Source organism: Bradyrhizobium sp. JYMT SZCCT0180 (genome assembly GCF_018130165.1).
Lineage (GTDB): Bacteria > Pseudomonadota > Alphaproteobacteria > Rhizobiales > Xanthobacteraceae > Bradyrhizobium.
In genome coordinates, this window is record NZ_JAFCLZ010000018.1 from 144,737 (window position 1) to 158,656 (window position 13,920).

Here is a 13,920-nt window from a genome sequence, read left to right on the forward strand (position 1 = left end):
GTGACGGGGTCACGCCCTAGTTCACCGTTGCGCCTGATGACTGGATGATTTTCGTCCATTTAGCGGTTTCATCCGCGAGGAATTGTCCGAACGCCGCGCCCGAAATGTTAGCCGGCTCGGCGCCGAGTTCGGTGAACCGCTTCTGCACGTCGGGCATCTTCAGGATCGCGTCGACTTCGCTCTCCAGCTTCGCAAGCACCGGCGCGGGCGTTTTCGCCGGCGCCACCAGCCCGAACCAGGCGGAGGCTTCGAAGCCGGGCACGCCGGATTCGGCGACCGTGGGCACATCGGGAAGGGCGCTCGCGCGTGTGGCGCCGGCCACCGCGATCGCCTTGACGGTCTTGGCCTGAACCTGCGGCAGCACCGCCGGGATGTTGTCGAACATCATGGGAATATGCCCCGCGATCAGATCGTTCATGGCGGGTGCCGCGCCGCGATAGGGGAGGTGAACGATATTGATGCCGGTCATGCTCTTCAGCAATTCGCCCGCAAGATGATTGGTGGAGCCGTTGCCCGACGATCCGAAATTGATGGTGCCCGGCTTTGCCTTGGCGAGCGCGACGAGTTCGCCGACGTTCCTGGCTTCGACCGACGGATGCACCATAAGCACGATCGGCACCGAGGCGACCAGCGCCACCGGAGCGAACGCCTTGGCCGGATCGTAAGGCAGGCTCTTGTAGAGCGCTGCGTTGATGGTGAGCGGCGGCGGTGCCGTGAGCAGCAGCGTGTGACCGTCCGGCTCCGAAGTCGCGACCGCATCCGCGCCGATATTTCCGCCGGCGCCGGCGCGATTTTCGATCAGGAATGTCTGCCCGGTCCGCTCGCCAAGTTTCTGCGCCACGATACGGGCGATGATGTCGTTGGAGCCGCCGGCCGGAAACGGTACGACGATCTTGACGGGGCGGGACGGATAATCCTGCGCCGTGGCGGTGCCACAGAACAGGAATGCGCTGAAGGCGACAAGAATTGCGCGACGATTGAGCCCCATGCTGCGTTTCCTCATCCCTTTCATCAGTCTTGCTGTCGCAAGATCTTGTTGGTCGCTGATGAAGAATTGCAGGATCGCCATGAATGTCAACAATGCGTTGTCTCGCACCCTATTGCCAGCAGCCTTCGAATTCGACGAAGGCACGGTTCGGACGTTCCAGATTGTATTCGCGATGGCGCGGGACGACGATACAACGTCGATTCACAATGCAACTGGCTGATGAACATGGCTCCGTATTGGCTCGTTCGGCTGAATGACGTTCTGATGTGGCTCAATCCGGCCTTGGGCCTTATCGCCGCGATCCTGGCATTGCTGACCATCGCGGCTGCGGCCGAACGCCTTCCCCGGAATGCGGTGAGCTCGGTTGCTTACAATTACCCGGCTCCTTACAGAGCGCGGCCTGTCAATGTCCTCGCATCGGCCGAGTGCGTTCGTCCGGTTTCACCGCCCGAATTGCGGGATCTACGACTCCACGACTAAGGGAGCGTGCTTTTGCGCCGGAGCCTTTTCCCTGCGGGGGATCGTTCCGATGGCGATGCCTCCCAGGATCAGGAGCATCGCGACCACCAGGTCGGCCGTGACCACTTCACCAAGAATGATCGCTGAGCTTGCGACCCCGACGACGGGTGTCGCGAGCAGTCCGAGCGATGTGACGACGGCGGGCAAGCTACGATTGACCGTCGCCATCGCCCAATAGGCCAATGCCGTTCCGATAACTCCGCTGAAGAGAAACAGCCCAACCAGCTGCGCATTCCATTCCAGATGCGGAACACCGTCCTTTAGAAACGCCAGCACGGAGACCACCAGCGTGGCGAGCAGTGTTTGCCAGAACCCGAGCTGGAAGGGCGTCGAAATCCAGCGGTGCGCGCGCACGTATACGATGCTCACCGCCCAGCACAGGGCAGCCAGCAGGATGCAGCCGCTGCCGGCCAGGGTGTCGGCGTCGGCCCAATTGTAGGCGAATGGATTGAACATGAGGGCGAGGCCGGCCAGGCCAACGGCCATTCCCAGTGAACGCGATGGCGTCATTTTCTCGCCGAGGAACAGCCAGGCCGCAGGCATCACCCAAAGCGGGGTCGTGTAGCCAAGGACGATTGAACGGCCGACCGCGGCGTATTGCAGCCCGAATGCGACCAGCGCTGAAAATGCCACCATGTGAAATATCGAATTGACGAAGATCACAGGCAGATCGCCGCGACGTGGCACGATCATCTCGCCCCGCGCGAACAGGAGCATGGCGAGGGCCACCGTGGCGATGGCGCAACGAATCGCCGTGATCCACAGCGGCGAAGCGCTCTGCACGAGGGTCTTGGTAATCGTCCAGTTCAGGCCCCAGGCGATCACGATCACCGCGAACAGCAGGAATGCGCCGCGGCGCGACAGATGGGTCTGCATGATGATCCCTGTTGGCGGATTGGGCCGCACAAACCATAGCCTTGACTGGCATGATTGATAGGTCCATTTTCCGGAAAATCATGGGGCCAGTTTTGTCCAGCCTGCTCTCCGGAACGATCGATCTGAAGTTCGCCCCGCAGGATGGCGGGAGCCTGACACGCCAGATCTACGATCGCCTGCGCACCGCAATCCTGTCGGGCGCCTTGCCGCGCGGATACCGGCTGCCGTCCAGCCGGGTGCTGGCGGAAGATTTCGCCGTCTCGCGAAACACGGTCTCAACGGTCATCGATCAGCTGGCGGTGGAAGGTTACATCGTCGTCGCACGCGGACGCCGGCCGGTGGTCGCGGCGGTCGAGAAAATGCAGCTGGTCTCCGGTGATCAATCTTTGGATCATGAGCCTTCCGGCTTCATGCGGGTCTCCCGTTGGGCGAGGCAGGTCACCCGGTCGGACTGGCACTTCACGAACGAAGGAGGCAGCCCGCGGCCATTTGCTCCGGGGCTCGCCGATGCCCGCGAGTTTCCCCACGAGGTGTGGGCGCGCTGCCTACGCCGTGCGGCCCGCAGCAGGCATGCGGCGGGAATCAGGGCCAACCATCCGGCTCTTCGCGCGGCGTTGCTCAGCCATCTCGTGGAACATCGCGGCGTCAAGGCCGACGCGCGAAGGCTGATCATTACATCGTCGGCGCAGGCGGCCATCGAACTGATCTCGCGGGTCCTGCTCAATGAGGGCGATCCGGCGTGGATCGAAAGCCCGGGATATGGCGGCGCGCGCGTGGCGCTTGAGGCGACCGGTGCACGGGTCAAGGGAGTGACGCTGGATCGCAGCGGGCTGCGCCTGGCGGGGCGGACGGATCGTCCGCGGCTGATTTTCTGCACACCCTCGCATCAATACCCGACGGGCCGGCTGATGCCGATTAAGCGGCGGCAGGAACTGTTGGCGTTCGCCGCGGAAGCGGGCGCGGCAATCATCGAGGACGACTACGACAGCGAGTTTCATTTCGACGGCCGGCCGGTGGTCGCGTTGCAGGGCATCGATACCGCCAGCAACGTCTTCTATGTCGGGACCTTCTCGAAACCGATGTTGCCGGATATCCGCGTGGGCTACGCGATCGTGCCCGACGGCCTCGTTGAGACATTCGAAAGGATGCAGCGGCATACCGGCCAAATGGTGATGGGTGCGATGCAGCTCGCGCTGGCGGAGTTTATCGGCGACGGCGATTTCGCAGCCCATATTCGCCGGATGACCCGCATCTATCGCGGCCGCCGTGACCGGCTGACACATGCGCTGGCTTCAGCGGCCGGAAGCAAGCTCGCGATCACGCCGCCGGCCGGCGGCATGCAACTTCTCGCCCGGCTGGAGCCGGGATCGGATGATTGCCGTCTCGTGGCCGATCTGGCCAAGGTTGGCGTTACGGCGCGGCCGCTTTCCCGCCATTTTACCGGCAAGACCGCCGAGCACGGGTTGTTTCTTGGATTCGCCGCCTGGAATGAAGCCGAAATCGATGCCGGCGCCGAACTTATCGGCAAGACGATCGCAAGGAATCTCCGCGGGCGATGATTCAGGCCGCTGGCCGGAAATGCCCGGGTGAACGTTTGGTATCGCGCCGGATCAGGCGGCGAAGGGTGGACGGCTCCGCATAGCCGACTTGCCGGGAAATTTGATCGACCGACAGGCGCGTGGTCTCGAGCAGGGTTCTGGCGGTCTCAAGCCGGATGCGTTGAACGAACTGAATAGGCGAGACGCCGCAGGTTGCCGCGATGCGCCGGGCAAACGTGCGCGGCGCGAGCGCGACGGCCTCGGCGAGTTCCTCCATCGCAAAATCGCGCGCGATATTTTCTCGCACCCATTTTTCCGCCTTCGCGATTTTCGCGTCCTGGCTCGCCAGATAATTGATCGCCATGAACGGCACCTGGGAGCGCCGTTCATCCAGCAGCAGATAGTTGGCGCAGGCGCCGGCAAGCTTCGGGCCGGCAAACTTGCCCACAATCGCAAGCATCAAATCCATCTGCGCCATCGCCGCGCCGCCGGTTGCAATTGGCCAATCGGCGACGACAATCCGGTCGCTCGCCAGTTCGACCATCGGATAGCGCTCGCGGAACAGCGGGCCGAGCCACCATGTCGTGGTCGCGCGCCGGCCGTCCAGCAATCCGGTTTCCGCGAGCAGGAAAGTGCTTGCGCATGCCGCCGCGAGCGCGGCGCCGGCTTCGAACGATTGAATCAGCATGTCGCAAGCACGCCGGCAGGCCGGGCTTTTCAGTTTCGCGTCGAGTTCGTCCGCTGACGCAACGCCGAGGCCAAGGCCCGGCACAATGACGAGGTCGGCGCCACGCAGCCTTTCCCGTTTTCGGCGCGGGCCCAGGCGCACCGTCGTGACATCGAACGGCAAAGCGCGTTTGGCCGTCTTGCTGATCTGGTTGGCAGTCGCCATCACGTCATGGGTGATGGCGGCGCCGGAAGCCAGGCAGCCCTCGATTTCAACGACCGTCACCCTGGTCATGTCCAAAAATCCCCGATCAATGTCATTTTTGACACTAGGCAATCCGGTGCGGTATCGCAATGATCGGCATCAAGGCTGACGCGGCGTCGTCAAATCTGGCGGCGCCGATCGTTGCGCGCGCAGGGAGTGACCAGATGCCGAAGCGATCCATGAAGCAGGACGACCCGCTCGAGGATTTCGAGCGCCGCGAGATTGCACTCGACGGCATCACCAAGGCGGTGCATGTCGCAGGCCGAGGGCCGGCAGTGATCGTGATGACGGAGATGCCGGGCATCAGCCCTTACGTCGCGCGTTTCGCCCGCTGGGTGCGCGACGCCGGGTTCACGGTCTACATGCCTTCGCTGTTCGGCCGCGATGGCGCTGTTCCCAATGTGGAAGAGGGCACCGCCGTGTTTCAACGCGCCTGTGTCAGCGCTGAGTTCCGGGCCTTGGCCGGCAATCAATCAAGCCCGGTGACGCAGTGGCTGCGGTCGCTGGCGAGATTTGCGCATGGGGAGTGCGGCGGTCCCGGCGTCGGCGCCATCGGGATGTGTTTTACGGGAAATTTCGCGCTGACGATGATGCTGGAGCCGTCGATGCTGGCGCCGGTTCTCTCGCAGCCATCACTACCGCTGAACGATCCGGCCGGCATCGAAATCGCGCCGGACGAAATCGAGGCCGTCCGCGAACGGCTCGATCGGGAAGACCTGACCGTGCTGGCCTATCGGTTCGAGGGCGACAGATTCTGCATGGCGCAGCGCTTTGCGGCCTATCAGGAGGCGCTTGGCGACCGCTTCATCGGCCGGGTGCTTCCCGACAATGTGGCGAACACCGATGTTCCCGAGTTCTTTGAGCGCTACGTCACGACGCCGCACAGTGTCGTGACCGCCCACCTGATCGACGAAGCCGGTCAGCCGACCATCGCAGCCCGCGACGAGATTTTGGGGTTCTTCAAGCAGCGTCTGGCGCCCTGACGCGCCAGCGCCGCACAACTGCCGCAAGGTCAAGGGAGGAGCAATCGACAGCGCTCCGGAACGTCTCGACCAACCCGTCAATTTGCATCAAGCTGACGCGTCTGCGTAATGTCACGCAAATGAAGTCGGCAGGATGCAATTGCGGCTTGCCATCAGGCATTGTGAGAACTCTCCATGAGCGCTGAAATCAAACCCTATCGCATCTCGGTTGGCGACGATGTGCTCGATGATCTGAAGTCGCGGTTGCGGAACACGCGCTGGCCGGAGGCCGAACTGGTCGACGACTGGAGCCAGGGCGCGCCATTGAAATGGATCAAGGATATTTGCCGGTACTGGGCCGACGAATATGACTGGCGCGCCCGCGAGGCGCGCCTCAATCGCTTTACGCAGTTCACGACCGAAATCGACGGCCTCGATATTCACTTCCTGCATGTCCGCTCGCCGCATCCGCAGGCGATGCCGCTGATCATCACCCATGGCTGGCCGGGCTCCGTGGTCGAGTTCCACAAGGTGATCGAGCCGCTCACCAACCCGACCGCATACGGCGGCAACGCCGCCGACGCGTTTCATGTCGTTTGCCCGTCAATGCCCGGCTTCGGCTTTTCGGCCAAGCCAACCACGACAGGCTGGGGCGTTGATCGCATTGCCGCCGCCTGGGCGGTGTTGATGGACCGTCTTGGCTATGCGCGTTATGGCGCGCAAGGCGGTGACTGGGGCTCGGCAGTGACGACCGCGCTGGGCGCGCAGGATGGCGAACATTGCGCCGGCATTCACATCACGCTGGCGATGGCAGCACGCCCCAACGTGGACGGACAGCCGACGCCGGAGGAGGCGCGGGCGCTGCATGGCATCAAATACTATGCCGACTGGGATTCCGGCTATTCCAAGCAGCAATCGACCCGGCCGCAAACCCTGGGCTATGGGCTGACGGATTCGCCGAGCGGCCAGGCGGCGTGGATTCTCGAGAAATTCTGGGCCTGGACCCATTGCGACGGGCATCCCGAGAACATCCTCGGCCGCGACGAACTGCTCGACAATGTCATGCTGTATTGGGTGACGGCGACCGCGGCCTCGTCGGCGCGCCTCTATTGGGAGAGTTTTGGGCCGAAGCGTCGGACGCCCCACAAGGTGACGATCCCGAGCGGGGTTGCCGTGTTTCCCAAGGAGATCGTCACGCCGGTACGGCGGTGGATGGAAGGAAGCTATACCGATATCCGGCACTGGCGCGAAATGCCGAAAGGCGGTCACTTCGCGGCCTTCGAGCAGCCTGAGCTGTTTGCCGGGGAGGTGCGAGACTTCTTCAGGACCTTGCGCCAGCCTATGGCGCGTTGATCCGATCGTTCAGAGATACCAGGCGAGGACGGCCTTGAGCAGCGCGTTCTCGATCACCGGCAGCACGACGATCTGATTCATCCCGGCCGCGCGCGCTGCCTGCGCCGCAACGGACTCATCGACCTTCAGATGCTCGTTGATCGCCGGCATGCCGGTTGCCCAGGCCCCGCCGATGCTGCCTTCGCCTTTGCCTATGCTCTTTGACGCGTAAAGCGATTCAAGCTCGGTATTCTTGCTGCAATCGCCGGAATGAAACACCAGTGCCGATCGCGATGGATTCGGTACCCAGATTTCAAAACGCTTGGCGATCGGGGTGGCCTGCGCGGACAGGAACGTCATCACCCAGGTTTTTTCAGGTGACGTCGTGTAGGGAATGCCGACGCCGCAATTGATGCCGATTTCGGAAGCTTCTTCCCAGCGCAGGAAGCGCTTGGAATTGTGCAGGTCCTTGATGATCAGCGGCATGCCGGCTTTCCAGGTCCGGCCGGGCAGGCCAAAGCCCCGCGGAAACTTGGTGTGCCGTGAGTTGAACTCGAACATGTCGGCCGTGCCGTAATAGCCGTCGACAAGCCCCATTTCGTGGCTGACGTCGGCATCATTGTGCCAGAGCTCGATGGCGCCGACGTGCTTCTCGTCGTCGCCGCAGAACAGCACCATGACGGCCATCAGGAATTCACCGGCGAACACCGGCAGCGCCACGCCACAGGTCAACCCGGCTTCGATCGCCTCGTCGGTGCGTTTGAAGTAGGAGTTGGCAAATTTCGTGAGAATGACCGGATGTCCGGAGGCCCAGGCTTTGCCGGGCAACCCTTCATCAAAGGCAAACAGCGCATTTTCGCTGACCGCCTTGAACTCCGAATACTCCTCGCTGCAAAGACTGCCGCCGAACTCCAGACGCGTGCGGGTCCGGTCCGGTACCCACAGTTCAACCACTCGAATGAACGTCTTCATCGGGAAGCACCTATCGCCTCATCGACGACCAGCATCGGCGATTTAGCGACGGTGTGTGCGATCAAATTACAGGCAAGCCCCGCCCAAAGTTCGTGCGAAGCGTCAATGAGCCGGACGGAACCTCAATTTCGGTAGGATGGATCGATGCGATCGAGTTTACGCAGATACGCGGGCCAGGCGAGGTCGCCGTTTCGCGCCGGCCGGTCAACCCGTGGCCGCATCTTGTCGTAGGTCGCTTCGAGAATGCTTTGCGACGGGTAAATCAATTTGGTGTTGCAGGACAGTGCCATGACCTGCACCTGGCAGGCGCGCTCCAGGCGCCACAGCACGTTGAAGGCCGACGGCACAGTGCGGCCGACCACGAGCAGGCCATGGTTGCGCAGGATCATGGCTTCGTGGTCGCCAAGGTCCCTGACCAGCCGGGCACGCTCGTCGACATCATCGGCGATGCCTTCGAAATCATGATACGCGACGTGGAGGAACCGCATCGAGGTCTGCGCCAGCGGCAGCAATCCGCACTCCATCGCCGAAACGGCCATGCCGGCCGGCGTGTGCGTATGCGCCACGCAATCCATGTCGTGCTTGGCCATGTGAATGGCGCTGTGAATGACGAAGCCGGCGAGATTGACGTTGTAGTCGGTCGCGTTGAGCAGCGTGTTGCCCTCGACGTCAACCTTGATCAGGCACGACGCGTCGATCTCTTCATAGAGCATACCGTAAGGATTGATCAGGAACTGGTCTGTCGTTCCCGGCACCCGGCAGGAGATATGATTGGCGATCATTTCGGTCATGCCGTACAGCGCCGTAAGGCGGTAGCAGGCAGCCAGATCGACCCGCGCCTGCCATTCTTCTGCGCTGACCTGTTCCCGGACCGATTTCACGACCTTGATGGCAGGCGAACTGACAGGAGGATTCATGGCGTTTCTCCACCGGGCGGGATTTGTTGGGGCGGGCAGGACCCGATCATTGGCGCGCAGAATAGCTGCAGAGCTCGTTGCGCCGCAAGGCAAGTCGTAGCGGTTTATTGCAGGGCTGGCGGGCGAAATCCGAATGCGCCGTTGCCGGACAATCCGCTGCAATGCCAGTATGAGGACAAAGCGTTACCATCGACGTTTAGATTCTGGATGATCGAGTGAGCGTCATGAGTGAAGGCCGCTATCGGCTGATCGGTTCGACCGCGTCGCCCTACGCCATCAAGCTGCGCGCACTGATGCGCTATCGCCGGATTCCCTTTGACTGGGTCATCATGACCAAGGCGCTGCGCAAGGCCACGGAGCACCTGCGTCCGAACCTGATTCCGGTGCTGCAATATCCTGACGGCACGTTTCGTGGCGAGACCACGACATTGGCTTACGATCTGGAGCGGCGTCACCAGGAGCGCTCCGTCATCCCCGACGACAAGGCGGTCGCATTCGTGTGCGACCTGCTGGAAGATCTCGCCGACGAATGGGCGGTCAAGCCGTTGTTCCTGTATCGATGGTGGGATCCGGAAGATCAGGCCTATGTCTCACGCTGGGCCGGCGAAGAGTGGTCGGTGTCGGAGGATGCGACCGGCAGCCCTGAGGAGATCGAGAGTTTCCGCCAGCGGCAGATTTCACGGATGGTTATTCTCGGTGCGACCGCGGAGAACAAGCCGCTGCTCGAGGAAAGCTACTTGCGAATGCTTGCGGCGTTCGAGCCGCATGTCGGCATGACGAATTATCTGTTCGGCAGCCGGCCGTCGCTTGCCGACTTCGCCTGGTTCGGCCAGCTCAGTGAGATGGCGGCCGACCCGACGCCGATGCGGATCATGCGCGAGAAGGCGCCCTTTACCGATCATTGGGTGCGGCGGCTGGACGACGCTTCCGGTGTCGAGGGCGAATGGCATCCGCGAGATCAGGCGCTTGGCGGAATGGCGGAGGCGCTGTTGAGAATTACGGGCGAACTCTATTTGCCGTTCCTGGTCGCAAACGCGAAGGCTTTTGAAAATGGTCTCGATCGGCTCGAGATCAACGTCTGGGGCCTGCCTTATACGCTGGCGCCGTTCAAATATCAGGTGAAGTGCCTGCAACAGCTTCGCGACAAATTTGCTGCACTCGATGCGGACGATTGCGTGGCGTTACGACCGGTGCTGGAGCGCACCGGGTGCTGGGCGCATTTGATGGCTTCTTGAGAGCCTGATTGCCGCGAAAGTCGTCATGCCCGGGCTTGTCCCGGGCATCCACGTCTTTCAGTCCGACAGCAAGCAAGACGTGGATGGCCGGGACAAGCCCGGCCATGACGAAAAGCAACTCATTTTTCTGAGAAGCTCAACCCTTCGGAAAATCCTTGCGCATCGCGATTTCGGCGGCGTCCCCTGGTGAAAGCACGTTGCCGTCGAAGGCCGGCTGGCGTTCGGTGACGATGTCGTAGAGCGATATCTGCTTGATCGGCTTCGCCATCAATTGCCGGATGCAGTCCGCCAATGTTCCGTTGTAAACGAGATACGGCGTCTTGCTGGTGACCCGCTCATTCCTGAGCGAGGGCCACTTTTTCAGGTCGGCAGGCGCATCATAAGCGATCGGGAGGCTTTCTCTGAACATGCCCCGGTCCTGGCGTTTCCAGCACCGCGCAGGTTAGCTGAAGGTGGTAAACAGATTGAAAACAGGAGCCTAGTGGCCTCATTTCCGGTGCCGGCTGCCCAGCGCGGTCGCAATCGATTCAGGGTCCTTGATGCGCTCGATCAGCAGGTCGATGCGGTCGCCGCCCCAGAACAGTTCGCCGTTGAACACCATGGTCGGCACGCCGAACACGCCGAGCTCCTCCGCCTCGTCGATGATGCGGTCATGTTCGGACCGAGCCGGGCCGTGGACGTAGGCTTTGAATTCCTCGGCCGAACCGCCGACAGATGCAATCACGCCGGCAATATCCGCCAGTTCGTCGATTTCTAGATCATGGCTCCAGAAGCGCCGGAACACCGTGTCGTGGTAGGAACGAAACAGTCCATGACGCTGCGCGAACAGCATGCCCGCGCTGGCATAGAAGGCATCATAGATGCGCCGCGGGCCCTTCATGGTGAGACCCTGAGCGTTGGCATAGCGCCGCGCGTCCATATAGGCGTAGCGAACCTTGCGCCAGAAATGCGGTGTACGCTCTTCCACCGTGCCCATGAACTCGGCGACGCGCAGCGTATAGGGCAGCCATTCCAGCTCGACGCCGTATTCGTCCTCGAGTTCGAACAGCCGCTTGTTCGCGACAAACGCGTAGGGGCTCTTGTAGTCGGTATAGATTCGTATGCGAGGTTTTGTCATCGCCGCTTCCTGTCAGATCGGGTAATTGTTTCCGATCCAAACGACGGAAGCAATCTGCGGAGACCTCGTCGATCGCCGGAAAGCTGTCATGGAGTCAGACGAATGAGAGCCAAACGAATGGGCCCCGGTGCATTCAAGCAGCGCGGGGCCCTACATCTTCGTTATAGGCGAAGGATTATCTGGTAGACACCAGTGCATCTTCAAAATCGAAAAGCGCTTGGCCTTTGCGCTCCGATCTTGCGCATATGTTTGAATTTTTAGGCGGCGCAACGGGGCTAGCAGCTGCTGTTCACCCAATTTGCGTCGAGACCTTGCGGTTGAGCAAGGTCACTGGCTTAGCCGGTGGCGTCATGCTCCTCTCCAAGAGTGGGCCCGACGGACTTACGTCCGCATCCGCTGCTTGCAGGTCGATCACATGATCGGTCGCCATTCCCGCGAGGCAGGGAGCCGAAGGCTCCGCTACGCCGACAGGTGCAGCGTTTGAAATGCTGCGGCAGATATTGTCAGGTGTCAAGTTTATGCTGAGAAAAATCGCACTTGGGTTCCCGTGCCTACGCCCGCCGGATGGAAGAGAGTTCCGCTCCTGAGCGCAATTTTAAAGCGATGAACTCATGCTTTGGTCTGCCGATACTGGTTGAAATCCGGATCATGTGTCATCGCCCAGTAATCGACGAACCGCCATGGCATCGCCGAGAACACCCGACCCTGGCTGTTGCGGTAGTAAGTCGTCATGCCCGGATGAGACCAGATCAACTGTTCATGCTCGGCGTCGACTTTTTCGATGTACTGATCGTGCGCGTCCCGGCGAACATCGATCGCGGCGATGTCGCGCTCGATCATCTCGACCAGGCAGGCACTGATGTAACGGCTCTGGCATTCCGACTGAAAGATCACGCTGCCACCATGCGCGGGCCCGGAGTTCGGGCCGAGCATGACAAAGAAGTTCGGAAAGTCAGGCACGGTGAGCCCGAGATAGGCCGTCGGGTTATCGTTGGCCCAGGCCTGCCTGAGGTCCTTGCCGTCACGGCCAGTGATGTTGAGGCGCGCCGCCATCTCGGTGACCTTGAAGCCGGTCGAGATCACGATGATGTCGGCCGGCCGCGATTTGCCATCGGAGGCGACAATACCGTCACTTGTGAAATGGTCGATGCTGTCGGTGACCAGTTCGACATTCGGTTTTGTCAGCGTCTTGAACCAGTTGTTGTCGAGCAGGATGCGCTTGCCGTAGGGCGGATAAGTCGGCACACATTTTTCAATCAGGTCGGGACGGTCTTTCAGTTCGGACAGGATAAAATCCGTCAACTCCTCGCGATGGCGGTCGTTGCCCTTGTTTACGGCGCGCTCGGGATGCGGCCAGTTCGGATCCTTGCGCAGGAACGGCAGCAGGCCGTCGCCGTAGCGCCAGAACATGTTGAAGCGGTACCACTTCACATAGAAGGGCAGGTGGGCGAGCAGCCATTGCGCGCCGTCGCTGATCGGGTCGGAATAGCCCGCGACCGGCCGTGCCCATTGCGCGGTCCGCTGATAAACGGTCAGCGACGCCACCCGGTCAGCGATCGATGGCACCAGCTGCATCGCGGTGGCGCCAGTGCCGATGACCGCGACATGCTTCCCGTCGAGCTCGATGTCGTCCGACCACAATGCGGAGTGCAGGGTCTGGCCCTTGAAGTTTTCGTCGCCCTTGAAATGCGCGGGCGAGGGGTCGTTGAGCTGGCCGATCGCGCTCACGAGCGTGGTCGATTCAAAGGTCTCCTCGCTATCCGCCGTCTTCAGCGTCGAAATCCAGCGCCGCTTGCTCTCATCCCAGCGCGCAGACGTCAGTTCGGTGTTGAGGCGGAGGCGCTTTCGAATGTCGTATTCGAGCGCGACCTTCTTGAGATAGTCGAGCAATTCCTGACGCTGGGCGAAGTAGCGCGTCCATGGATTACGGGCGCCGAACGAGAAGGAGTAAGAGTGGTTCGGCGTATCGACGCCGCAACCGGGGTAGCGATTGACGTACCAGGTACCGCCGAGTTCGGCGTTCTTCTCGACGATGGTGTAGGGAATGCCGAGCCGGCCCAGCGCGACGCCAAGTGCGATCGCGCAGACGCCGGCGCCGACAATCAGCACATGCTGCTGCGCCAGTTTGTCGTCGGCCGGAGGTCTGGTCCAGCTGATGTCGCGGGGGATAAAGCCCATCTCCTCGCGCATCAGCGGCGCATATTCCGGCGTGACGTTTTCGCCGAGCGTCGCGCGCATCATCTTCAGCATCAATTCGTCGCCGGGGTCCGATATCACAGGCTTGGGCTCGCCATTGGCGAACAGCTTCACGACAGCCGCGCGGATTTCGTCCTGCACTTCGCGAGGCAGGCCGGCCTCGGGGTCGGGGATCAGGCGAACGTCGCGCCTCGGCTTGTACGGCGGCTCCAGCCAGCGCTCGTCGCCGGTCATGTGGATCAGCACCATCAGCAGCACGCGGATATCGCCTTCGGCGATGGCCGACGGCAAATCGAGTTTTTTGCGGGGCATCTCGATGTTCATGCTCGTATCCTTG

13 protein-coding genes are annotated in these 13,920 nt (G+C 61.6%); 5 read left to right on the forward strand and 8 right to left on the reverse strand.

Going from position 1 to position 13,920, the window contains the following annotated elements; all coding sequences use genetic code 11:
• Nucleotides 1-16 precede the first annotated feature (16 nt).
• A complete protein-coding gene (locus tag JQ641_RS25685; RefSeq protein ID WP_211998666.1) occupies nucleotides 17-988 on the reverse strand; it encodes a Bug family tripartite tricarboxylate transporter substrate binding protein in 972 nt (323 codons plus the stop codon).
• Here JQ641_RS25685 and JQ641_RS25690 point away from each other — a divergent pair.
• Nucleotides 987-1,208, forward strand: a complete 222-nt coding sequence (locus JQ641_RS25690; RefSeq protein WP_211998667.1) for a hypothetical protein — start codon at nucleotides 987-989, stop codon at nucleotides 1,206-1,208. The two genes, JQ641_RS25685 and JQ641_RS25690, sit on opposite strands and share 2 nt — an antisense overlap.
• A gap of 242 nt (nucleotides 1,209-1,450) precedes the next feature.
• On the opposite strand, the gene JQ641_RS25695 is transcribed toward JQ641_RS25690, so the two are convergent.
• Nucleotides 1,451-2,383 (reverse strand): DMT family transporter, encoded by a 933-nt coding sequence (locus JQ641_RS25695; protein ID WP_211998668.1) that lies wholly within the window; start codon nucleotides 2,381-2,383, stop codon nucleotides 1,451-1,453.
• 80 nt (nucleotides 2,384-2,463) lie between these two features.
• On the opposite strand from JQ641_RS25695, the gene pdxR reads away from it, so the two are divergent.
• Nucleotides 2,464-3,942: a MocR-like pyridoxine biosynthesis transcription factor PdxR gene (pdxR, locus tag JQ641_RS25700; RefSeq protein WP_249150672.1), complete on the forward strand. Its 1,479-nt coding sequence runs from the start codon at nucleotides 2,464-2,466 to the stop codon at nucleotides 3,940-3,942.
• Between the two features lies 1 nt (nucleotide 3,943).
• On the opposite strand, the gene JQ641_RS25705 is transcribed toward pdxR, so the two are convergent.
• Nucleotides 3,944-4,882, reverse strand: a complete 939-nt coding sequence (locus JQ641_RS25705; protein WP_211998669.1) for a GlxA family transcriptional regulator — start codon at nucleotides 4,880-4,882, stop codon at nucleotides 3,944-3,946.
• Between the two features lie 134 nt (nucleotides 4,883-5,016).
• On the opposite strand from JQ641_RS25705, the gene JQ641_RS25710 reads away from it, so the two are divergent.
• Together JQ641_RS25710 and JQ641_RS25715 are read left to right on the forward strand one after the other, a co-directional pair.
• Nucleotides 5,017-5,835 (forward strand): dienelactone hydrolase family protein, encoded by an 819-nt coding sequence (locus tag JQ641_RS25710; RefSeq protein WP_211998670.1) that lies wholly within the window; start codon nucleotides 5,017-5,019, stop codon nucleotides 5,833-5,835.
• Between the two features lie 174 nt (nucleotides 5,836-6,009).
• Nucleotides 6,010-7,167 carry an epoxide hydrolase family protein gene (locus JQ641_RS25715; RefSeq protein ID WP_211998671.1) on the forward strand — a complete coding sequence of 386 codons (1,158 nt, stop codon included), beginning with the start codon at nucleotides 6,010-6,012 and terminating at the stop codon, nucleotides 7,165-7,167.
• 9 nt (nucleotides 7,168-7,176) lie between these two features.
• On the opposite strand, the gene JQ641_RS25720 is transcribed toward JQ641_RS25715, so the two are convergent.
• Nucleotides 7,177-8,118 carry a GAF domain-containing protein gene (locus JQ641_RS25720; protein ID WP_211998672.1) on the reverse strand — a complete coding sequence of 314 codons (942 nt, stop codon included), beginning with the start codon at nucleotides 8,116-8,118 and terminating at the stop codon, nucleotides 7,177-7,179.
• A gap of 122 nt (nucleotides 8,119-8,240) precedes the next feature.
• A complete protein-coding gene (locus JQ641_RS25725) occupies nucleotides 8,241-9,035 on the reverse strand; it encodes a class II aldolase/adducin family protein (protein WP_211998673.1) in 795 nt (264 codons plus the stop codon).
• 224 nt (nucleotides 9,036-9,259) lie between these two features.
• On the opposite strand from JQ641_RS25725, the gene JQ641_RS25730 reads away from it, so the two are divergent.
• Nucleotides 9,260-10,270, forward strand: a complete 1,011-nt coding sequence (locus JQ641_RS25730; protein ID WP_249150697.1) for a glutathione S-transferase N-terminal domain-containing protein — start codon at nucleotides 9,260-9,262, stop codon at nucleotides 10,268-10,270.
• Between the two features lie 136 nt (nucleotides 10,271-10,406).
• Here JQ641_RS25730 and JQ641_RS25735 read toward each other — a convergent pair whose 3' ends face one another.
• The 3 genes from JQ641_RS25735 to JQ641_RS25745 all read right to left on the reverse strand — a co-directional run bounded on the left by JQ641_RS25735 (nucleotide 10,407) and on the right by JQ641_RS25745 (nucleotide 13,907).
• Nucleotides 10,407-10,679 carry a hypothetical protein gene (locus JQ641_RS25735; protein WP_211998675.1) on the reverse strand — a complete coding sequence of 91 codons (273 nt, stop codon included), beginning with the start codon at nucleotides 10,677-10,679 and terminating at the stop codon, nucleotides 10,407-10,409.
• A 78-nt stretch (nucleotides 10,680-10,757) separates the two neighbouring features.
• A complete protein-coding gene (locus tag JQ641_RS25740) occupies nucleotides 10,758-11,387 on the reverse strand; it encodes a 2-hydroxychromene-2-carboxylate isomerase (RefSeq protein WP_211998676.1) in 630 nt (209 codons plus the stop codon).
• A 609-nt stretch (nucleotides 11,388-11,996) separates the two neighbouring features.
• Nucleotides 11,997-13,907, reverse strand: a complete 1,911-nt coding sequence (locus tag JQ641_RS25745; RefSeq protein WP_211998677.1) for a flavin-containing monooxygenase — start codon at nucleotides 13,905-13,907, stop codon at nucleotides 11,997-11,999.
• Nucleotides 13,908-13,920 lie beyond the last annotated feature (13 nt).